A 22,664-nucleotide genomic window follows, 5' to 3' on the forward strand; every position below is an offset into this window, starting at 1 on the left:
TTTTTTGTTAGCGTACAGCTCCAAGTAATTTTTCAAACATTTTAAAGCAAATAAAGAATATTGCCAAAATAAATGGAAAAATGAATATTCAGTAGTCAGCAAAGAAATTACCGACTTGTGGCATATTAACAGCAATAATTTCCCACATTTTAGTAAACGCTGTTATAATCGCATTTCATAATTTAGTCATCGCGTCACTAGCTGTTATCTTTGTTACTGCTGGTGCTTCTGTTAAGAAAGTTCCAATCATATAATCACCCCCTTTCTTTTTAAAACATTCATCATTTATATTCAAAGTTTTTCTTAAATTTATTAAAACCACGATTAACCTTAACACGACTGTATTTTTTACTAATTAATTTTGAATTTCTTTGTGAATGCATTACAATGTAACTTCTTGACATTACTTTTGTTTCTATCTAAATACTGATATGGTTTTTCAAAGTAGCATTAGAATAAATCACACCATAATCGCTGTTAAGAATCAAAAAGCAATGTTTGCCATTAAAAGTCAAAGTGTTTCTTGGGTTAAATCAATTTCTTTACCACCACTAATATGAGCCGGAATATTTGTAATTTGGATAAACAAATCTCAGAAAGTTTGTTTAATTTGTTCTCAATTAAATTCTTTTAAATTTACTGTCATTTTTTATCTCCCAAAAATCATTTTTATTGGTAAATACATAATTGAAATTAATGCGAAAAGAAAAGTAATGATAATAATTAATCCGGCAATAAATGCAACTTGTGCAGGCATTTTTTCTATCGGAACAAACAGTTCTAAAAATTCCATAATAATTTTTCAAAACATTATTTTTTATTCTCATTATTTTCTTTTGAATTAGGAGCTTTAACTCATTCTTCAAAGCGAGCAATAAATACTTTTTCGTCTTTTGTGAAATTACCAGTATTATTTTTAATGGCATTTTTAAATTTAATTCGCATTTTTATTTTGGCATAAATTTTATAAGCAAAATACGCCAATAGCATTATGCAAGTGATAATAAATATTAATCCAATCGCAATATTCATTTTTAAACTCCTTTAAAATAGTTATAATTTATATCTTTTTTATTGTTTTCTTTTTCGGCAATGAAGAAGCCTAATAATTCTTGGCCTTTAATTAACTTGGTTTCTTGCTCTTGTTGATTAATTGAAATTACTTGATATTTACTATCTTTTATTATTCCAATGCAAATTGAATTTTCGTATTTTCCTTTATAAACAAATCGCTTTGGAAACCAAATACCGATTTGTTCATTAAATCACGGAATTTTTGGTGCTTTAATAAGCATTGCGTTTTGTGTTTCTTTTAAAAGATATTTTTTAGTATTTAAGAAAATGTTTTCAATGTTTTTCATAGTAAATTACCTTTCTTATTTGTTATAAACTAAGTTATATTAACTAAGTTAGTTAACTTAGTTTTTTAAACACTTATATATCGCAGATTTAAGTGTTTAACAAGCTTTGTTATTTAATTTTGTTTTTTAATTAGATAAAGATTTTAATAATTTTAAACTTAGCATACCCCTATATAGAAATTTCTACACTTTAACATCCGCATCCTACCCTTGGAACTAATTTAATAGCGTGTATATTTTTAGGAAATCCACCCATTCATTTTTTTATTGCAAAACGAAACAAATTGCTATAGCTAATAGGATGTTATCTATTAACTGGTAAACTTCTTTTGGTTATGGCGACCACCCACAATTTATCGTGCTTTAATACATACCAACATTATTAACTCACTTGTATTTAATTTTCAAAGAACAAATTTTTAACACCTTATAAAATAAAAAGACAATCATTACTGACTGTCTTAATACTTATTCAAATCTTTTCCTACCTAACAAAACTTTATGCGTCCAAAATTATTTAAATATAATTAAATAATTTTTAAATCTTTTCTCATTAACAAGGGAACTAAAATTACATTTAACTGTTACAACTCTTATAGAGTTATTGCGAATGTGTAAAGTTATTATCAAAATATCCTTAAAGAAATAACCCAAATTATTTATTTTCAAAAAAGTCTAAAAGTGATTTTGTTAATGAAAAAAAATATCTGCTATAATAATTTTAAATCAACTAAGTTTGGAGTGATGTCATCAAAGGTAAATTTTTAGTAACAGTACTAAAAATTTAAATTACGCCGGAGGTATAACTATGAACTCAGAATTATCAATAGTTAAAGCAGAACCTAGTATTTGTGACACCGAATTTGAATGAGATACTAACAAAAATATTAGCAAGTTTTGTAATTCATTAAATTTTCTCAGCAATAATATGACTCATTTTAAAGCATCATTTTTAGATTTTGTAAAAAATGCCGATTCAATATTTTTTCAAGAAAATTCCTTTGAATTACATTTTGAAACTACTTATGTAAAACCATTACAGCATTTACAAACTATCGTTCATCAAGATATTTATGAAAATCTTGATATTACAAAAAGTCAACAAATAAATATCCTTAATTTATTTTTAAACACTGCTTGAAATTTAGAGGACTTATTTATATGAACGGAAAAAGAAATTTCTACATATCAAAAAGAAGGTCAACATCAGAATGCTTTTCTTCCTAAAAAATTACATTTTGTTCAAAATGAAATTAAAAAAATTGAAAAAAGCAGTCATAAGATTAGTGAATTATTAGAAGTACTAACTGGATTTAATTTAAATATTAAACGACTAATTGAAAAGAAAGTCCACGAAATTAGTAATTCATTCATTGACTCGGCTGAAGCTACTTTAAATAATACCCAATATGGTTTACAACAAAGAGTAGACGCCTACCAAGAAGTAATTAAAGGTCTAACAAACCGTATTAATGATATTGAATTAGAAATAAATCGCGAATTTATTAAAAATCCACAAATGCCCCACAACTATCAAAAAGAACTGCTAAATTTATATCTCATAGCACTTTCTAACTGAGATAAAGTATGTACAAGATTATTAAATATAATTAGTTCTAACACCGGTTATGGAAATGATGACCGTAAAGCAATGAACGATTTAACCCAAGAACTACAACAATATATTTTAGATAAAATTGCTAGCACGCAAACCAATTTAGATAAGATTAGTATTGCCCCCCTATTAGAAAAAATCAGAGATACAATGATGAAATATAATAAACAAAATCATAGTTTATTTTCAGAAATTGTTGATACCTTTGACCACAAAATTAGTGATGAAAATTACCAACAAATTAAAAAAAATTTAGAAAATTTTAAAAAATTCTTAAATAATATCAAAGACGCAACAGTAATAAACAATTTTAAGAAAATTGAAAAAGTTAAAGTTGACTTAATTAACGCTTTGATGTCAATTAAACATATTATTAGTTCTACTGACAATACAGAATATCAACTAGCCGCTTCAGAAATATCAGAAGATGAATTACAACAAAAAAGAAACCAATATTTTAAAGCAATTAAAGATAATTTTAACCAAATTGAAGAAATTTTCTTAAAACTATTTAATAAATATCAAAATGATTTTAATGCTTACGATAAACTTAACTTTACTAGTAAAAACGCTAATATTACAAATAAAGATTTTTGAACCGATGAAACTGAACTCTCAGATTTTGAAGTAAAAATTAATCAAGTAAGTTCTTTTATTAACGAATGAATCGGATACTTTAATAATAAAGATACCGAAAATAAATGAATAAAAGAAAAAGAAAAAATAATAGCAGAAAAAAATCAATTAATAAAAGAAAAAGAAAAAATAATAAAAGAAAAAGATCAATTAATAGCAGCAAGAGATGAACTAATAACAGAAAACCATAAATTAATAAACGATAAGGATACGACCGAAGAAGAAAAAGAAAAATTAAAAGATAGAAATAAAGAATTAGAAAAAGAAAAAAATAAATTAATAAGAGATAAAGAGCAATTAGAAAAAGATAAAGAGCAATTAGAACAAGATAAAAAAACATTAGACAACCACAACAATAAATTGGCTGTTGTATTGAAAATTCAAAAACTTATTGAAGATTATAATGAAAAAAATTCCCTACCATATAACTTTGCGAAAGGTGAAACCAAAATTAGTGAACTTCAAAACACTGCTGAAAGGATAATACAAATAAAATTTAATAACCTACTAGATAACAGCCGAGCAACTATAGATCCGCACAAACTTCTTTCTGCAGGTAATTTTTTTCATAACGAAGAATTATTTGATTGAAACCAAGAAATTCAAGAAAACTTTATTGTAAAATCAAAACTAACCTTAAAGTTTAATGATGATAATGAATTTGTTGATTACCAATTACCTTACATAAAAGTTATTTTTGATAGTAATCGTTATAATCAAATTAAGCAACAAAAATTAGATTATGAAAAAATAATTACTGATCTTAATAAAAAACTTAAAGAAAATTCAGGTAAGTATGAGAAAGTAACTCATATCGGAAAAAATGAATTTATTAACTATTGATATGATGAAAACGAAAAACAAATATATTATAAAAGTAACAACGAAAAAAGAATCATTGATATCAATATCCCTCAATTAAAAGCACCAAATATCAAAATAGATTCAATTAAAATCAAAGAAGTAAATGTTGGTTATAATACCAATAAAGATTCTATCCATTATGAAAATATTTGAAGTCAAGAAACTAGTCAAGGTATTAAACAACTAAACATCATTAAAAATCATTTTCAACAACAAAAAGCTTTTACAGTAACATGAAATGCTATCCTTAATTATGAGGGTACTGGTTATGTTTGAACTAACGCCTATTCTGGCGATTTAGACTGAGGCAAAGGTCAATCGATGGATGAATTCTTTTCTGCTGGGAATGTTAACCATAAAGAATATTTCTATCAAAAAAGCTTTTGATTTAACATTACCTATGAGGTAGAAACATTAATTGATGATGAAAATATCAATACACAAATAAAAGATTACGAAAAATTCATTAATGAAATTAATAAAGAGATTAAAAGTCTTAAAAATATCATTAAATCTTAATATTTAAATAATGTTGTCACATTACGCTAAGAATTATATTCTTAGCGTAATTTTTTAATTACTCAATAATAAAATATATAGATTAATTAAAAAATTAACTAAAACTTCTTTATAATTAGAATATAACATTGAGGGTATAGTTCAATGGTAGAACGTTAGTCTCCAAAACTAAATGTTGTGGGTTCGAGTCCTACTACCCTCGCCAATTATTAAATTACACCAATTTTGATTGACAATACATATTATCCAATTTATAATTATTATAAATAATTAGTACTAAAAATTATTATCAATTAAGATTATGGAGAAAAATATGCTCAAAGAAAAACATATTATATTTAAAATTACCATTTCATCAATGGCATTAGGGTTAGCACTAGCATTATCAATGCTAGAAATTCCTATTCCCTTACCTAACTTACCAGCAGCCAACTTTGAAATTGGTGATACCCTAATTTTATTAGTTATTCCATTAATTGGTCCTTGATTTGCAATGCTAATTGGTGCAATTAAACCTTGATTACATATGATAATTCCCCACCACATTGTTCACGGTAATATTGTTGTTAGTGCCACAATGGGAATGATGTTAAATGCCCTCGTTATTGGACTATATTTTCTATTAAACTGAATATGGAAAAGATTATTTCACAAAGAAAACATTTATACTAAATGCACCAGTATTCTTATTTGTTGTTTAGCAACTGCACTATTTGCTGCTGTAAATGCTCAATTGTGAGCTGCTGATGCTTTAGGTTTTCATACACACACTCATCCAATGACAATAAATCCAATGATAATAATTAATAAGTGTAAGAATTTTTCTCTTCATGACCCAATCAAAGAAATATCCAAGCAACCACTAAAAACACAAATGCTAATTTTTTATGGCATTTATGGGGGGTTCATTTTTGTAAAATATCTCATCACCTTTGGTGTAATGTTAATTCTGGAAAAGCCAATCTTACGATATGCTGAATCAGCTCACTATTCTTATCACCAAAGAGAAAAAGAAAAAGCAGAAGAAAAGAAACACAAGAAAGTAAATAAATAAAAAATGTAGAATTATGTTGATGTTCATAATTCTACATTTTTAGTTTTTACAAAAACGGATATAAACCGTTACCTTCATCCCACGAATTTGTTCAAGTATCATAACATCTTCATCGTGAACGATTTGATACTAACTGCTTTGTACAATCAGTATAACGAGTTTTTACAATATCATACTTATTATATGTTTTAATATGCTTTTCACTCGGACTCATTTGTTTAACAATTAAACTTTGATCATCTAGTCAACCTTGTCGTCAAAAAACATTAATCCCGTTATTAAAATTATTACTAGCAGTAATCATATATTTTAAAATATCTAATTTTTTTTGACTTATAAATAATGAGCCTCAAACATAATATAAATAATTTTTTTTATCCATTTTATCTAAAGCACTATAAGCAAAAAATACACCTTTTAAGGCACTAATAAATAGTTTCCCAGGAATTGGTAAATAATTAACAATCGTTAATAATCCACCTAATGTTTTTTTAACAATTTCTTTCACATAGCTATCAGAATTATCAATTAATTCTCAATAATTGAAATTTTTTAAAGTTTTAATTCTTGAAAACAATGCCTCTTCTTGGATAGAAGATAAATCATCAAAATTACCAGTTTGAAATATATAATATGTCAGCAAATCACAATTATTAATATAAAAATTATAATAATATGCTGTAGTTCAATAACCATCTCAATTTGTTTTAGTTATAATTTTGCGATCTAAATAACGAATCTCGTTAGCCATTAACATTTTAACAATACTTTCATCAAACTCATTTATTAATGGTTCACCAATTTCATCTTTTCAAATGCAATAGGGATTTTTAATAATATTCATATCCGGTGCAATAAATAATTGATTATTTACCTGAAACTGTTTTATTAAAACATCTATTTGGATAAGTTGATTAACAAAATTATTAATCTCAGAAAATTCAATTAAATCTTGATTACTGATTAATTTATAATAATAAGATTGTCGTAGTAATTCTTTACTATTGGTATCCAACTTACTTATTTCATAAAATAAATCATTTCTTAAAGTCTCAATACTTTTTCAAGTTAAATTTTTATTTTCTTTTTTTAAATTAGAATTAAATATTGGTTTCATATTAGGAATATGATTCATAAAGACTGGCAAAATAATAATTAATAATAATTTTTCCCCCAACATAACTATTCATGTCCTTCCAACTATTAAATAATTTTATTTATCTTTTAATTGTAAATACGCAAGATTAAGAGTTAATGCTGGCAAATAAATTAATAAACTTATGATTGAAGTTAAAAGTAACCCTGTTGTCTTTTTTACACAGAAATCCCCCTTAACTAATACCAAAAGAATAGTCATTACCAATGTTACATACATTAGAACTAGCACTAATAAAGCAAAAAAGCGATATCGCAAATAATTTTTATATATCATTGTCAATAGCACCATTGTTAAAAAACTATAAAATGTTCAATTAATAATTGTACTAACTTCATAATCAGCATATTCGCCAACCGCTGATTTTAATTTAAAAAAATTATAAAATGTTTCATTGCGATTAGAAATCGGAATTAGCAACAAAATATATAATAATAAATATATTGCTAGTTTTAAATAAAATATTTTTAAAAAAACTGGTTTTTGTATAAGTCTCTCACCTGATTTTAGACTAAGCATTTAGCAACTACCTCTCTATTTTTAATTACTTATATTTTTTAAACTTTCCTTGATAAATTTAAAAACTATCAACCCCTTAAAATATAAATATTTTTCTTAACCTTATAATGACATTATTATATCTAAAATTAAATGATTTCCATTGAAACTATTTTCTAAAAATGACATTGTGACCCATTTTAAAAACTAATTTAAAAAAGTCAGAAGTTTACTTCTGACTTTTAACATCTTTTATACAAGTTAATTTAGTTGTTATTTTAAAGCTGTAATAATTTTTCCAATTCATCCAATAGTTGCTCCAAATGCTCCATTAACGGCACATAGGTTGCTTCCAGTGCTAAATCAATACCAACATCTTGCAAAATTAACATTGGTTCTTTATGACCCCCTGCTTTAAGAAAATTCAAAATGTTATCTTTATTGCCCTTTTCAAAATCATCATATAACTTAAACGAAGTTGTCACCGAAGTAGCATATTTATAAACATAATAAGGGGAATTAAAGAAATGTAAAATTCGTGGTCAAACATAAATGCCATCATCAGCAATTTCATCATAAACATCATAACCATACTCAATTGAAACATCTTTAAACAGTTTTGCTAAAATACTAGCATTAATCGGCTGCTCTTGTTCAACTATTTTATGAGCTTCCCATTCAAACTTAGCAAACTGAATTTGACGAAAGAAAGTAGCCATTAAATCATTAATTCTTGTTTCCAATAAATAAATTTGTTCATCTTTTTCTTTAGCTTGCGTATACAGATATTTAAATAAAAGATGCTCATTAAAAGTTGATGCCACTTCTGCTAAAATAATCGGATATTGTGCTAAATTAGGCGGTTGATACTTATTAGAAAATAATGTATGTACGGAATGACCTAATTCATGTGCTAAGGTAGCAACAGATCGTAATGAATCATCTCAATTCATTAAAATAATTGGTTCAACACCTTTACCTGATGACGAATATGCCCCACTGCGTTTGTTAGTATCTTCAAAATAATCAATTCGCCCTGGTAATAAAGCGATATCTAACATCGTTAAATATTCTGCTCCCAATGGCTGAAAAGCTGCTTTTACCATTGCAATCCCTTGCACCACAGTATACTTATTATTTTCTGTTTTATTCATTAATAAATGACTATCAGTTGCATAAAACTTATCTAATTGAAAATATTTTTGTTTAATTTTAATAAAACGCCGATATAAATGAATATATGCTTTTCCAACTTCTAATAAAGTTAAATACATATCTGGCAATACTTTATCACCTAATAATGATGCTTGCAATGAACTTTCATAGTTTCTTAATTTAACTTCTTCAACACTATATTGAATAATATCTTCATACACTTTAGCTAATGAATGTTTCTTTGTAATTAAATGTTTGTTTAATAAGATACTAGTTTCTCGTCGTAATTTTTGATCTTCTTTGGGACGCGATAATTGTGCTATTGAAGTTGCTAATGATTCTGTTAATTCCTGTTTTTTACCATCATAATCAAGATATTGTTTTTCCTTATCGGCATATGCTAATAAATCATAAAGTTGATAACTAGTACTTCGCGTTTTAGCAACATTGTTTAATAATTCCTCTTGTTCTTCTGTTAATAAATATTTTACTTTTTCAAAAAATGACCGAAAATCATATTCAAAATTTTTTAATTCCGCATCATTTGCTAACATTTGCATAATTTTTTCCGCACCAATTTGTTTTAATTCCGGTTCAACAAATGACATCTTAGTTTGAATTTTTAATGACTCATTCATCATTAAATTAGTTAAATTAATAAATCGTTCATCAGTAGTATCTAAACTACCATAATGTAAATATTGCGAAAGTTTTGCACCTAAAATTTCTCCCGCCTCTGACAATAAAATATATTGCTTAAAATTTTCTTGTTGATGTAATTTCCCTTTTAAATTATACAATTTACCATAATGACTAATATAATTTTGTAACGCCTTCGTTCATTCATCATCACTAGTAAATAAATAACTTAAATCTCATTGATACTTCTTATCAGCATTAATTCGTTTCATTAGTTATATCCTCTTCCCTTATTAATCTATTTTATGATTATATCAATATATTACGGCATTTGTGCAATCAAAAGTGTTATAATTTATATAATTTTATTATTAGGAGGAAAAATATGATTAACTTAACAAAAGAATCACAACAAAACATTGTAACTTTAAAAGCGATTTTTGAAGGCGCAACAATTAAGGAGGCCGTTGAAAAATCTGAAGGAAATACAACCTTAATCGACTCAGAAAAAATCCTTTTCGTTTACTTTAAAGAAAAGAAAATGACATTTTGTAAATTACAGCAATGAATGAAAAAATTTAGCAGTACCAACACTCGGGAATTAAATATTGATGTTGCTAGTTTTACAACTGATGATTTTAATGAACAATTGGCATTACAAGCCATTAGTGAAGCCATTTTATATACCCAACATCAAGTAATATCTTATAAACAAGAAAAAAAGCAAGAAAAAGCAAACTATCATCTAATTACTAATATTAGTGATAGCACCAAAATTTTTAATATTGCTCAAATTAAACTAGATAGTGTTAATTTAACAAGAAACTTACAAGATACACCGCCAAACTTAATGTACCCAGAAATCTTTGCTCAAGATATTCAAAAAGTTTTTGAAGGCATTGATAATGTTAAAATTACTATTTTAGATAAAAAAGCAATTATTGAAAATAAAATGGGTCTTTTGCTAGCTGTTGCTAATGGTAGCCACAACGACGACCCCCGAGTTGTGATAATTGAATACACAGGAAATCCTAATAGCAAAGAAAAAATTGGTTTAGTCGGCAAAGGAATTACCTTTGATTCTGGTGGTTATTCATTAAAACCAGCAGCTTCAATGATTAATATGAAATTTGATATGTCGGGAGCAGCGATTGTTTGTTCAACATTGTTAGCCATTGCTAAAATTAAACCCGCAATTAATGTTGTTGCTGTTGCCTGTTTAACTGAAAATCGCATTGGAGGTCACGCTACCTTAGTTGAAGCTGTGGCAACTGCAATGAACGGTAAAACCGTTGAAATCTTAAATACTGATGCTGAAGGACGCTTAGTTTTAGCTGACGGAATTACTTATGCCATTAGAAATAACAACGCTACTAAAATTATTGATGTTGCTACTTTAACCGGAGCAATCGTGGTATCGTTAGGAAAGCACGCTACAGGTGTATTTAGTAATAACAATGATTTTTACCACCAATTTGAACAAGCAAGTAATTTAAGCAAAGAACGCATTTGAAGAATGCCGATATACAAAGAAAATATTGAAGAAATGCAATGCTCACAAATAGCTGACTTAGCAAATATTGGAAAAATTCGGGATATGGGTTCTTCACAAGCGGCTGCTTTCTTACAAGAATTTGTTGAAGAAAAACCTTTCATTCACTTAGATATTGCAGGAACAGCTGATAGCGATTCTCGTGGTAGTGGGGTTATGGTTAAAACACTAGTTGAACTTTTAAGTAGAGTTAAATAGTAATAATTTATAAAACTAAAAAGTTATCTATTTTAAATAGATAACTTTTTCTTTTCTTTTCTTTATTTTGTTTTTTAAAATTTTTATTCTAAAATCTTATTAATTATTCCTGAAGCTACGGTTTTACCACCTTCACGAATAGCAAATTGTGTTCCTTCTTCTAAAGCAACTTTAGTATTTAACTCAACAGTTATTTCAGTATTATCACCAGGCATTACAAAGTCAACACCAGCAGGTAAGGTAACTGTTCCTGTTACATCTGAAGAATGTAAATAAAATTGTGGTTGATAATTACTTTTAGTTGCCGTATGACGACCACCTTCAGCTTTTGTCAATAAGTAAATTTCTGCTTGAAATTTATTATGAGGCGTAACTGTTCCTGGTTTACATAAAACTTGTCCTCTTCGTACGGCATCTTTTTCAACACCTCGTAATAAGATTCCAACATTATCACCAGCTCTAGCTTCATCTAGCGTTTTGTGACCAGTTTCAATACTTGTAGCAATACTTTTAATTACCTTATCACCAAACCCAACAATTTCTACCGCTTCACCAGGTTTTAATATTCCCCGATCAACAAGACCAGTAGCAACTGTTCCACGACCTGGAACACTCACAACACTTCCAACTGACATCATAAATGGCTTATCTAAATCTCGCTCTGGCGTTGGAATATATTCATCAACAGCTTTCATTAATTCAAGAATTTTTGCTTCTTGTTCGGGATCACCATTTAATGCTTTTAATGCTGAACCTTCAATAATTGGTGTATTGCCACCATCAAAACCATGTTTAGTTAATAATTCTCTAATATCTTCTTCTGCTAAGATTAACATATCAGGATCATCAAGTAAATCAACTTTATTTAAATAAACAACTAATTTTTTAATTCCCACATTTTTAGCCAATAAAACATGCTCATTAGTTTGGGGCATTGCGCCATCAGTTGCAGCAACAACTAAAATTGCTCCATCCATCTGTTTTGCACCCGTAATCATATTTTTTACATAATCAGCATGCCCTGGAGCATCAATATGTCCATAATGTCTTGCTTCAGTTTCATAATCAACATGGGCAATATTAATTGTAATCCCTCTTGCTTTTTCTTCTGGCGCAGCATCAATTTCATCATATTTTCTTGCTTTTGCTCCACCTTGCTTTGCTAATACCGCAGTAATCGCTGCTGTTAAAGTTGTTTTACCATGGTCAACATGACCAATTGTTCCAATATTAACATGCGGTTTACTTCTTGAAAATGCTTCTTTTGCCATTTCATTTCTTCCTTTCATTTTTATTACTACTTTTTAAAAAAGATATTTATATTTTATCTTAAATTTATCTTAAAATTCAAGTTGCTAACAACAAAATTATTATCCTTGTTTTGAATTTTGAGCAACAATTTTTTCACTAACCGATTTTGGTGTTTCTTGATAGTGAGAAAACTGCATTGTATAACTTGCTCTTCCTTGTGTAAAGGACCTCAAATCAGTTGCGTACCCAAACATTTCTGCTAACGGTACTTTAGCTTTAATAACTTGAATATTACCTCTTTGCTCACTGCCTTCAATCTGACCTCTTCTTGAAGAAAGATTTCCGATCACATCACCATAATATGCTTCTGGTGCTACAACTTCAACAGTCATAATTGGTTCTAACAATACTGGTTGCGAATGCTGCTTAATTTTTTTTAAAGCCATTGAAGCCGCAATCTTAAATGCCATCTCTGATGAATCAACATCATGATATGACCCATCAAATAATGTTGCTTTAATATCAATTAATGGATATCCCGCTAAAACACCACCAGATAAACTAGCTTCTAGTCCCGCTTTAACAGAACTAATATATTCGCGGGGAACTCTACCACCAATAATCTTATCAATAAATTCAAATCCTTTATCTGGATTAGGTTCAAATTTAATTCATACATGCCCATATTGTCCACGACCACCTGATTGTTTAATATATTTACCTTCACAATCAGATGAGACTTTAATAGTTTCACGATATGATACTTGTGGATTTCCAACATTTACTTCAACTTTAAATTCCCGTTTCATGCGATCAACAATAATATCAAGATGTAATTCACCCATTCCCGCAACAATTGTTTGTCCAGTTTCATTATCAGTTCATGTTTTAAATGTTGGATCCTCTTCAGCAAGTTTTGATAGCGCTAAACTCATTTTATCTTGATCAGCTTTAGTTTTTGGTTCTAATGCTAAAGAAATAACTGGTTCTGGAAAAATCATTGATTCTAAAACAATCGCACGCTTCTCATCACACAAAGTATCACCAGTTGTTGTATCTTTCAAACCAACAGCCGCTGCAATATCACCAGCATATACTTCTTGAATTTCTTCACGGTTATTAGCATGCATTTTTAATAATCTTCCAATGCGTTGTTGTTTATCTTTAGTAGCATTCAAGATATAAGAACCTGAGTTTAATACCCCTGAATAAACACGAAAGAAAGTTAACTTTCCGACATAAGGGTCAGTCATAATTTTAAATGCTAAGGCAGCAAAAGGTTCATCATCAGATGCTTTTCTTTCTGCTTCTTCACCATTACGAAGCACCCCTTTAATGGCTGGAATATCTAATGGCGATGGTAAATAATCAACAACCGCATCTAATAACAACTTAACCCCTTTATTTTTAAACGCTGATCCACAAACAACAGGAAAGAATTCAGCTGTTAAAGTAGCATTACGAATCGCTCGTTTAATTTGTTCAACACCAATCGCTTCGCCTTCTAAATATTGCATCGCTAACTCATCATCAAGTTTAGCAAGTGTTTCAATTAAACTACTGTGCTTTTCTTTAACTAATTCTTGTAATTCATTAGGGATCGGAATTTCCTCTACTGTTTCATGAACATCATTTTGATTATAATGATATGCTTTCATTTCAATCAAATCAATAATACCATCAAAATTATCTTCACTACCAATTGGCAATTGAATTGGATGAGCATTACCTTGTAAACGGTCATAAATTGTATTAATAGAATATAAGAAGTCAGCACCAATTTTATCCATTTTATTAATAAACACAATTCTTGGTACCTTGTAAGTATTTGCTTGCCTTCAAACTGTTTCTGTTTGTGGTTCCACACCTGACTGGGCATCTAAAACCACAACTGCACCATCTAATACTCGTAATGACCGCTCTACTTCAACAGTAAAATCAACATGCCCTGGCGTATCAATAAGATTAAGTCTGAATTCTCTTCAAACCGCTGTTGTTGCTGCTGAAGTAATCGTAATGCCGCGTTCTTGTTCTTGAGCCATTCAATCCATTTGTGAACCACCATCATGGGTTTCTCTAGCTTTACGAATTTTTTTAGTATGTACCAAAATTCTCTCAGTAACCGTAGTCTTACCAGCATCAATATGGGCTATAACACCCATATTGCGAGTTTTTTCTAAACTATATTCTCTTGGCATCCTCTATCTACTCCTCTTAAATTATCAACGGTAATTAGCAAAGGCTTTGTTCGCTTCTGCCTGTTTTTCGGTTTCCTCTTTTTTCTTAACAGCGCCACCTATACCATTTGATGCATCAATAATTTCTGCTGCTAACTTTTCTTGCATACATTTTCCATTACGAGTATGTGAATAATTAATTAATCATCTAAGACTCAATGTCATTTTTCGCACTTCATATACCTCAATAGGTACTTGATAATTAGCACCACCAATTCTTCTTACTTTCAACTCCAATTGTGGTGAAACATTATTTAATGCTTTATTAAAAATATCCAATGGATCATCATTTGTTTTTTCTTTAATAATATCAAAAGCTTGATAAAGAATTGTTTGGGCAATTCCTCTTTTACCATCAACCATAATTTTATTAATTGCTCTCGTAACCAACTTTGAATTATATATTGGATCTGGTAAAACATCTCGTTTTTCTGCTCTTCTTTTACGCATATAATAACTCCTTTCTTAAACTATTACTTTTTAGGTTTCTTTGTTCCATAAATTGAACGACTTTGTCTTCGCCCTTCAACACCAGCCGCATCTAAAACACCACGAATAACTCGATAGCGTACTCCTGGTAAATCCTTCGTTCTTCCGCCTTGAATAAGTACCACTGAATGCTCCTGCAAGTTATGTCCTTCACCAGGAATATATGCTGTTACTTCAAAACCATTACTTAGTAGCACACGAGTAATCTTTCTTAAAGCTGAGTTAGGTTTCTTTGGCGTTTTTGTTATCACAAGTTTACATACTGCTCTTTTTTGGGGAGAAGAACCAGTAGTTCGCTTTCTTCTTAATGAGTTATATCCTAGTCCTAATAACGCTGAATTTGACTTATCAGTCTTTCCTTTTCTTGGCTTGTGAATCAATTGATTAATTGTTGGCATAATTAATACTCCTTTCATTCTTTCATCGTGTTATTATTTTATACACACGATACCGTGCGTATCTAAATAAAGTCCTTTATAATAATAACTAATTTATTATAAAAATGCAACATATCCCCAAAATAAAATCTAGAACTTATATATAATTAAGTTCTAGATTTTAGAATAACTAACCACCTTGATAACAAATAGGGCAACTATCATTAGTAAATATATAATTTGGATATTGCAAATGATAATGCTCTGCAATTACTGCTGCATCAAATTGTTGATTAACAACAGATTTATTATATGTTTCTTGGTTCGGTAAATTAATATTTAATGCTGGTTGTTTATAATAATTAGATTTTGTTTGATATCTTGCTTGCACATATCCTTGTGGATAGGAAACTGCTTCTTGTATTCCTACTGGATTAGCTTGGCGCTGTATTGTTTGGTCAAAAATTCCATAAGAACGACTTTCGTGATTCTTCTTTTTGTCCTGTTTTGGTTTCTTATCTTGTTCTTCAATCGGATTATATTCATACACCGGACTTTCTAACTCATCTGGTTTTCCTGGAAGATTAGCAAATAAAAATTTTCTTGTCTTTTGTGGATCAATTTCACCAGTTCTTCGTGTCATTGGTAAATGATAATAAATTTTATTAGGCTCAATGTTTGTATCATCAGCTTCCTTTCGTTCACCTAATGCCGCTATTTGTTCCTGAACTTGTGAATATTGCTGTCCTTGATAATACTCATTAGTAAATAATTGCTTCCCAAAACCATATTCCCCATTACCAGTTTGCGAACTATTACTCATCAATGGCTGTTTACCATCGTCATACTCCAATTCACTTGGAGCAACATATGAACACTGAGGTTGCTCAACTTGTAAATATTCATTATTAATATCCACTTGGTTCTTATCATCAGCTTCCTTTTGTTCACCTAATGCCACTATTTGTTCCTGAACTTGTGAATATTGCTGTCCTTGATAATACTCATTAGTAAATAATTGCTTCCCAGAACCATATTCCCCATTACCAGTTTGTGAACTATTACTCATCAATGGTTGTTTAACATCGTTATACTCCAATTCACTTGGAGCAACATATGAACACTCCTCCTGTTGCTTAACTTGTAGATTTTCTTTATTAATATCCACTTGCTCCTTATCATCAGCTTCCTTTTGTTCATCTGATGATATCACATTATTTTTTGAATCTAACTGTTGTTGTTCATTACTCGCAACTCTCTGCTCTGAGTTAAATAACATCTCATCTGTTTTAATTTTGTGATAAATCGGTTCTGCAATTATTTTACCAACCGCATCACCATCATCTTCATTCTCTTTTAACAACATTGGATTTAAAATATCTGGTAAGGACGCTTTTGAGTTTACCACCAACTTATTGTTATTAATTTCATTAGTTTCATAGTCTTTATCATTTAAAAACTCTGAATGTAACTGTTCTTTTACTAAAGACAATGATTGTTGTGCTTGAATACTATTTTTTCTAATATTTACAATTTCGTTATTAATATCTAAATAATTTTCATTACTAATTTTTCCATCACCCGTAGTAATAATATTACCAATTTGGTATTCTTTATGATTAATAGAATTTTTAATTAATGATAAGAAGGAATTTTGTAAAAAAAATAACCCCATTGCTAAAACTGCTAAAATAAATGAAAATCATCATATTCCCGTAAAAATAATCATTAAAACCAAAATAGTAAAAATAATTCCCGTTAAAGCAAAATTTGTATAAAATAGTCTAATTGCCACTTTATGATTTTTACGATGACGAATTTGTGATATTACTATTGTTACTAAAACAAAAAATAGGGTAATTAAAATTCCAAAAAATACATAAATTACAAGATTACTCATTAAATTATTTTTTAATTTAATTAATGCAAAAGAAAAATTTTCTTTACCAAATCTTAAAAATAATTTTTCTAACCAAATTTCATTAGTAATAAAATTAAAAATAATTGGCATTGATAATACTAATAAAAATACCCCTAAAAGCGTAGATAAAAATATCATTATTGCTCCCATAATCATTAATGTCATTGCTTTTCACCCCTTAATATCCATTTACTTAAATTCAAGAAATAAACCATTATTTTCCTTTTATTTTATTAAATTATACACCATTTTATAAAAAAATTATTGAATAACTTCAATAAAATAAAGAGTTTTTATATATTATTAATTAAATTAATATATAAAAAATATTAATACAATAACGCCTAATATAACTTATGAACGAATAATAACAATCTCACTACCTGTAGCATCAATAATTGTTGAAGCCTTTTGGTCAATAATACCCCCATCAACAATAAAATCAACTTCAAGTTTATTCTCATTAACAGTTATAATTGGATTTTCATTATGAATATTAGCACTAGTGGCAAATAGTGGTCCTGTTTGATAAACAATATCTTGTAACCAGCGATAATTGGTAATTCTAATCGCTATCGTTTCTGTGACATTCACTTTTTGTTTAACAATAATTGTTATTTTCCCCCGAGGATACGATTCATATAACTGTTCAACTTGCGAAGTAATAACCCCAATATCTTTTGCCATTGCAATATCACTAACAATAACTGCCAATGGTTTATTTTTATCTCTTAATTTTAAATGCGAGATTCTTTTAGCGACAAATTGCGAAGAATAAATTCCCACTAAACCATATACGGTATCGGTAGGAACAATACCAACTTGCTCGTTTAATAAATTATGAATAACAAGATTTTTTTGTTCTAATGATAATATTTGCATAAACTAATAAAACTATCTCGGTACCGATTCTTGCAAATACTTTTCAATATCATTATCCATAATAGTTATTCCTTCATTAAGACTTTTCTTAAAAGCAGAACGACTAGTACTATAAAAATTATTTACCTTATTAGCATAAGAATTAAATCATTTACGAGCTAAATCAGAAATAAATTTGCTATCTAGTTTATATAAAATAGCATCTTTTAAATATCCAAAAAGCGGTTCGTGTTCTAACGCTACCCGATAGATTAAGAGCATTACCCGATCAACATCAAGATCCAAACCACGGTCATAACGATTATAAAAAATATTAATTAACTTCGCAACACGAGCATTACTTTGTGCCATATTAATACGATGCAATTCCTGAACCAAAACAAAATCCTTTTCATATTCATTTTTAATTTGCTGTGTAAATCCCATTGTTGCTGGTGTAATATTTGGTAACGGATTTACAACTCCCAAACTATTAAATTCTTCATTTTCTTTTATTAATGGTTTAATATTATTATCCTGTAATAAATTTTCTTTAGCATAAAAGTTATTAATATCATCGTTTTTAATATTCATTGTGGCACTTAAACTACCATTATAACTAGGATTTACATAACCAGCATAAACATTATTAATATTAGGGATATATTCCGTTTTTGGTTCTTTATTATTATATTTCATATTTTGTAAATTAGAATTTAAACTAAACGCTGTTCCATCATTCTCAAAACTATTTTCTAATAGCGAGTTATATTTTAATAATGAATTATAATTCATTGCAAAATCAACAATAGCAACAATTTTAGCAACGATTACTACTCCGCCGATAATTCACAAATTGAACGACTATTTAACCACGAAATACTTAAGCCACTGTTACCATCATCCATATACATTGCTAATGATATTTGCGAATAAAAAGATAACATTAAAGATATTGCCATTGATAATGATAATAAAAAAATTCAAGCAATAAGATATTTACTTTGCTTAGTTTTATAATTTTTAAAATTTAAAAATAAAGCAACAGCAATACTTATTAAACTAATAAGTAGCGATAATAATGGTAACAAAAGAATTTTTGTTGAAGACAATAGTAAAGAATCTTTAAAAACATCACTTCAAAGAACAACTTCACTACTTAGGTAATTAGCAATAATAAAATATACAAGGTTTCATATTAATATTACATTAGCAATTAAATAAAGCCATTTTTCTTTTCTAATCATATTATCTCTACCTCACACTAGAAACTAATTCTACTTTATTAGATGCTTTTTTTCGCGTTCTAATAATTTTTTTATATTTGTAATTATATCACACAACAATTGCATTAAATATTAAGATTGGAATAAATATTAAATAAATTAAATAATCCGCATTCTGATAAACAGCATTTCCCACACTAATCGGCAATTTTCTTAAACTAAAAAAAGTCGTTATCATTAACAAAATAAAAGTAGTATAAGTAAGAAAACGATTCAAAAGATATCATTGATAATAATCACTAACAGTTAAAAATGGTCGGTTCCACAGCGGATAAAACTTAATCATAATAAATAATACTTCACTCAAATAAAGAACAGCAACAATGCTAATACCAATAGCTCAAATTAACGCTGAAAACTCCAATGGGGCAGCTTTATAATTATATGTAAAATAATAAAGTGTTCAAATGACTAAAAAGTGACTAAAAAATAATAATATATTAGTCAAAAATCAAATTAACATTGAACGATTATATGCAAAAAACATTTTATTTTCCTCTTTATTTTTTGGATATTTTTTTTACTTTCTTAACTCTTTTTTTCTTTTCTAAAATAAAATTAGGAATTGTCATTTTTATTTTTAAATTATCTTGTTGATAAATTTTCCATAACAAAATTGAAATAATAATTGAAAAGACAGCAAGAACAATAATTTCAACACTAAACACAATTCACTCGCCAGTATTAGAAATAGCACCCCCAAATAAGGATGATTTATAATATGATATATGAAAATCAGGATATTTTTCTTTAAGTTTATAACGCATATCATTAGCAACAGCAATTAAATTATTAGTATTAGTTTGTGAATATGTAAAAAGAAACAAACCAGCAAAAAGAATTGGCAGAAAAAAAGTATAAAATAAGATTATTGAACCACTAGATAAATAAGATATCCTCTTAATAAGAACAAAAGATACACTTCAAATAATTATTAAAAATGTTAAACCTAAAATTGGCACAAATTGCACAACAAAAACAGTTGGTAAATTAGGATAATAATAAATTGGTGCTAAAATTTCAATCAAAAAAGTCTCACGAATAATTTCTTGTGGTTGTTCAGGAATTTCAAGAATATTTCCAGGATTATTATGACCATAAGGAAATTTTGATAACAAATCATAAAGATTTACTAAATCTTTATTCAGAAAATTAGCAATAATTAAAATAACTTCAATTAAAATAAATATTGAAATTAAAAAAATTGAAATTCGCAAAACATTTCAAATTGTTGGTTGTTTAAAAGAAACCCAAGTTTTTCGAAATCAATTTTGACCAAATAATAAAATTTTTTCCCGTTTATTAAAAACAAAAGCCGGTTTCACTAAATGACTAGCATAACTAGTATAATCAAAAGCAACAATTAAAGAAACTAATGTTGCTTGAATAAGAAAAACTCATCAAATACCAACTTCACTAATTCAATCATTAGTATTTCCTTTTAAATTAATTAACTTTTGATAAAATTCTTTAAAAAGAAAATTTTTAAATCACTCAATAGCTTCAGAATGAATTTTTTTACCAGATAACGCCACTAAAAATTCATGAAATTCTTCACTCGCAAAATGATAAGGATTGGGAATAATGATAATATCTTTAGCATCCTTAACTTTTACTAGCGAATTTAAAGTTGCTTCATTAGTTCATTGATATTTATATTGCCCCACAGCTAATAATCCAAAACCAACAATTGTTATAATTCAAAAAATTAATAAAACAACTACTAATGCCCTTGTTGTTTTTCACTTTTTATTTAAAAAAAATGCTCCCCCTAAAATAATAAAAATTCCTAAAAATACTAATGAAGTTCCCGTAATTGTATAGGCAAGTTGCGCATTCATACTGGAAATTATTTTAAAATCATAAAAATCAGATAAATATTGCAAAAGGATTTTAGTATTTTCCAAAGAAAAATTATAGGTCTTTTGAAAATATTGTAAGTAATATTCTTCTCTTGTAAAAACATTAAGATCATTAGTAAAAGTTGTAACTAATGAATCATTAACCAAGACAATAAGAAAAGCAATTCCCGGTGCTAACAAAAGAATTAAAAAAAGTGATATTAACAATGGTTTTGTTGCTTTACCCTTCATTTCATTTCACCCAATTCTTTATTTTCTAATGTCATTATTTTACTATAAAATTATTTATTATTCATTGTAAATAAAAAGCATTCTCCATCGACCACTAATATCTTTAATAAATTCATATTCACTAGTTGCAAAATATTCCTTTACTAATACTTCTAAAGCCGCTTTTTGTGAATAACCAAATTCAAAGGCTAATAAATATTTATTATTCATTATTGTTTTTACTTGTTTAAAAATTAATTTATAGAAAAATAAACCATTATCAGTAGCAAATAATGCTAAATGCGGTTCATAGTCTTTAACCATATTTTCAATCTGTTCATCAATTCCAATATAAGGGGGATTACATACTAAAATATCAAACTTATCATCATTATTAACAAAGGACGCTAACAAATTACTATTAACAAATTTAATATTTTGACAATTAAGATTTAGCGCATTAGCTTTTGCAACTTTTAAAGCTTCACTACTAATATCACTAGCAACAACAAAAACTTTTGCTTCTTCTAACGCTAAACTAATAGCAATCGCACCACTACCCGTAGCAACATCAAGTACTTTAATTTGCTTTACATCTTGAAAATAGTCATCAACATAATACAAAAGATTTTCTACTAATTCTTGCGTTTCAGTACGCGGAATAAAAACATTGGGGTTAACAATAAAATCACGCCCCAAAAAAGTTTGATAACCTAAAATATATGCCAACGGTTTTCCCTGTAAATTAATATTAATTAAAGCATAAAAGTCTTCTTCACTAACTTTACTTTCAATATCTAAATTGGCATATAATTCTTGCAATGAATAGTCTGCTAAATGAGCTAATAATCATTTACAATGGTGACTACGATAATCAGCATATAATTTTTCACCCTTTTGTAATAACTGATGATAGGTCATAA

Annotated in this window: 23 protein-coding genes and 1 tRNA gene; 4 read left to right on the plus strand and 20 right to left on the minus strand. The window is 28.0% G+C overall.

Annotation, left to right across the window (positions count from 1 at the left end; genetic code table 4):
• Positions 1 to 7: 7 nt before the first annotated feature.
• Genes AAHM88_RS06990 through AAHM88_RS07015 form a run of 6 tightly spaced genes read right to left on the minus strand, consistent with a single transcriptional unit; the run spans position 8 to position 1,361 of the window.
• A complete protein-coding gene (locus AAHM88_RS06990) occupies positions 8 to 250 on the minus strand; it encodes a hypothetical protein (protein WP_338967559.1) in 243 nt (80 codons plus the stop codon).
• 19 nt (positions 251 to 269) lie between these two features.
• Positions 270 to 404 (minus strand): hypothetical protein, encoded by a 135-nt coding sequence (locus tag AAHM88_RS06995; RefSeq protein ID WP_338966796.1) that lies wholly within the window; start codon positions 402 to 404, stop codon positions 270 to 272.
• Between the two features lie 11 nt (positions 405 to 415).
• On the minus strand, positions 416 to 646 hold the full coding sequence (locus AAHM88_RS07000; RefSeq protein ID WP_338966797.1) for a hypothetical protein: 231 nt from the start codon (positions 644 to 646) through the stop codon (positions 416 to 418).
• 3 nt (positions 647 to 649) lie between these two features.
• Positions 650 to 811: a hypothetical protein gene (locus AAHM88_RS07005; protein ID WP_339023857.1), complete on the minus strand. Its 162-nt coding sequence runs from the start codon at positions 809 to 811 to the stop codon at positions 650 to 652.
• Complete coding sequence (locus tag AAHM88_RS07010) at positions 811 to 1,032, minus strand: hypothetical protein (protein WP_342224501.1); 222 nt, start codon at positions 1,030 to 1,032, stop codon at positions 811 to 813. The genes AAHM88_RS07005 and AAHM88_RS07010 overlap by 1 nt, the downstream gene beginning before the upstream one ends.
• Before the next feature lie 2 nt (positions 1,033 to 1,034).
• The gene (locus tag AAHM88_RS07015; RefSeq protein WP_338967555.1) at positions 1,035 to 1,361 is read right to left on the minus strand and encodes a hypothetical protein; all 327 of its coding nucleotides are present in this window, start codon (positions 1,359 to 1,361) and stop codon (positions 1,035 to 1,037) included.
• A gap of 808 nt (positions 1,362 to 2,169) precedes the next feature.
• Here AAHM88_RS07015 and AAHM88_RS07020 point away from each other — a divergent pair.
• The 3 genes from AAHM88_RS07020 (at position 2,170) to AAHM88_RS07030 (ending at position 6,049) form a co-directional block, all read left to right on the plus strand.
• Positions 2,170 to 4,995 (plus strand): hypothetical protein, encoded by a 2,826-nt coding sequence (locus tag AAHM88_RS07020; RefSeq protein ID WP_342262721.1) that lies wholly within the window; start codon positions 2,170 to 2,172, stop codon positions 4,993 to 4,995.
• A gap of 130 nt (positions 4,996 to 5,125) precedes the next feature.
• A tRNA-Trp gene (locus AAHM88_RS07025) sits at positions 5,126 to 5,200 on the plus strand.
• Positions 5,201 to 5,308: 108 nt separating this feature from the next.
• Positions 5,309 to 6,049 (plus strand): hypothetical protein, encoded by a 741-nt coding sequence (locus tag AAHM88_RS07030; protein ID WP_342262722.1) that lies wholly within the window; start codon positions 5,309 to 5,311, stop codon positions 6,047 to 6,049.
• A 46-nt stretch (positions 6,050 to 6,095) separates the two neighbouring features.
• Here AAHM88_RS07030 and AAHM88_RS07035 read toward each other — a convergent pair whose 3' ends face one another.
• The 3 genes from AAHM88_RS07035 to pepF all read right to left on the minus strand — a co-directional run bounded on the left by AAHM88_RS07035 (position 6,096) and on the right by pepF (position 9,769).
• The gene (locus AAHM88_RS07035; RefSeq protein ID WP_342262723.1) at positions 6,096 to 7,229 is read right to left on the minus strand and encodes a hypothetical protein; all 1,134 of its coding nucleotides are present in this window, start codon (positions 7,227 to 7,229) and stop codon (positions 6,096 to 6,098) included.
• Positions 7,230 to 7,262: 33 nt separating this feature from the next.
• On the minus strand, positions 7,263 to 7,724 hold the full coding sequence (locus AAHM88_RS07040) for a hypothetical protein (protein WP_342262724.1): 462 nt from the start codon (positions 7,722 to 7,724) through the stop codon (positions 7,263 to 7,265).
• A 257-nt stretch (positions 7,725 to 7,981) separates the two neighbouring features.
• Positions 7,982 to 9,769: an oligoendopeptidase F gene (gene pepF / locus AAHM88_RS07045; RefSeq protein ID WP_342262725.1), complete on the minus strand. Its 1,788-nt coding sequence runs from the start codon at positions 9,767 to 9,769 to the stop codon at positions 7,982 to 7,984.
• Between the two features lie 113 nt (positions 9,770 to 9,882).
• On the opposite strand from pepF, the gene AAHM88_RS07050 reads away from it, so the two are divergent.
• Complete coding sequence (locus tag AAHM88_RS07050) at positions 9,883 to 11,247, plus strand: M17 family metallopeptidase (RefSeq protein WP_342262726.1); 1,365 nt, start codon at positions 9,883 to 9,885, stop codon at positions 11,245 to 11,247.
• A gap of 83 nt (positions 11,248 to 11,330) precedes the next feature.
• Here the strand turns inward: AAHM88_RS07050 and tuf are convergent, their stop codons facing one another.
• From tuf to prmC, 11 genes are all read right to left on the minus strand, one after another.
• Positions 11,331 to 12,518: an elongation factor Tu gene (gene tuf / locus AAHM88_RS07055; RefSeq protein ID WP_342262727.1), complete on the minus strand. Its 1,188-nt coding sequence runs from the start codon at positions 12,516 to 12,518 to the stop codon at positions 11,331 to 11,333.
• Between the two features lie 99 nt (positions 12,519 to 12,617).
• Complete coding sequence (fusA, locus tag AAHM88_RS07060; protein WP_342262728.1) at positions 12,618 to 14,696, minus strand: elongation factor G; 2,079 nt, start codon at positions 14,694 to 14,696, stop codon at positions 12,618 to 12,620.
• 21 nt (positions 14,697 to 14,717) lie between these two features.
• Positions 14,718 to 15,185 (minus strand): 30S ribosomal protein S7, encoded by a 468-nt coding sequence (gene rpsG / locus AAHM88_RS07065; RefSeq protein ID WP_342262729.1) that lies wholly within the window; start codon positions 15,183 to 15,185, stop codon positions 14,718 to 14,720.
• Positions 15,186 to 15,208: 23 nt separating this feature from the next.
• Complete coding sequence (rpsL, locus tag AAHM88_RS07070) at positions 15,209 to 15,622, minus strand: 30S ribosomal protein S12 (RefSeq protein ID WP_342262730.1); 414 nt, start codon at positions 15,620 to 15,622, stop codon at positions 15,209 to 15,211.
• 169 nt (positions 15,623 to 15,791) lie between these two features.
• Positions 15,792 to 17,711, minus strand: coding sequence for an MFS transporter (locus tag AAHM88_RS07075; protein WP_342262731.1), 1,920 nt, complete (start codon positions 17,709 to 17,711; stop codon positions 15,792 to 15,794).
• A gap of 165 nt (positions 17,712 to 17,876) precedes the next feature.
• Positions 17,877 to 18,404 carry an L-threonylcarbamoyladenylate synthase gene (locus tag AAHM88_RS07080; protein ID WP_342262732.1) on the minus strand — a complete coding sequence of 176 codons (528 nt, stop codon included), beginning with the start codon at positions 18,402 to 18,404 and terminating at the stop codon, positions 17,877 to 17,879.
• 12 nt (positions 18,405 to 18,416) lie between these two features.
• Positions 18,417 to 19,238: a hypothetical protein gene (locus tag AAHM88_RS07085; RefSeq protein WP_342262733.1), complete on the minus strand. Its 822-nt coding sequence runs from the start codon at positions 19,236 to 19,238 to the stop codon at positions 18,417 to 18,419.
• Positions 19,217 to 19,630 carry a hypothetical protein gene (locus AAHM88_RS07090; RefSeq protein WP_342262734.1) on the minus strand — a complete coding sequence of 138 codons (414 nt, stop codon included), beginning with the start codon at positions 19,628 to 19,630 and terminating at the stop codon, positions 19,217 to 19,219. The genes AAHM88_RS07085 and AAHM88_RS07090 overlap by 22 nt, the downstream gene beginning before the upstream one ends.
• A 7-nt stretch (positions 19,631 to 19,637) precedes the next feature.
• On the minus strand, positions 19,638 to 20,156 hold the full coding sequence (locus AAHM88_RS07095) for a hypothetical protein (protein WP_342262735.1): 519 nt from the start codon (positions 20,154 to 20,156) through the stop codon (positions 19,638 to 19,640).
• A gap of 13 nt (positions 20,157 to 20,169) precedes the next feature.
• Positions 20,170 to 21,762, minus strand: a complete 1,593-nt coding sequence (locus tag AAHM88_RS07100) for a hypothetical protein (RefSeq protein WP_342262736.1) — start codon at positions 21,760 to 21,762, stop codon at positions 20,170 to 20,172.
• A gap of 57 nt (positions 21,763 to 21,819) precedes the next feature.
• Positions 21,820 to 22,662, minus strand: a complete 843-nt coding sequence (gene prmC / locus AAHM88_RS07105; protein WP_342262737.1) for a peptide chain release factor N(5)-glutamine methyltransferase — start codon at positions 22,660 to 22,662, stop codon at positions 21,820 to 21,822.
• Positions 22,663 to 22,664: the final 2 nt, after the last annotated feature.

This window comes from Spiroplasma endosymbiont of Dromius quadrimaculatus, from assembly GCF_964031155.1.
Lineage (GTDB): Bacteria > Bacillota_I > Bacilli_A > Mycoplasmatales > Nriv7 > Nriv7.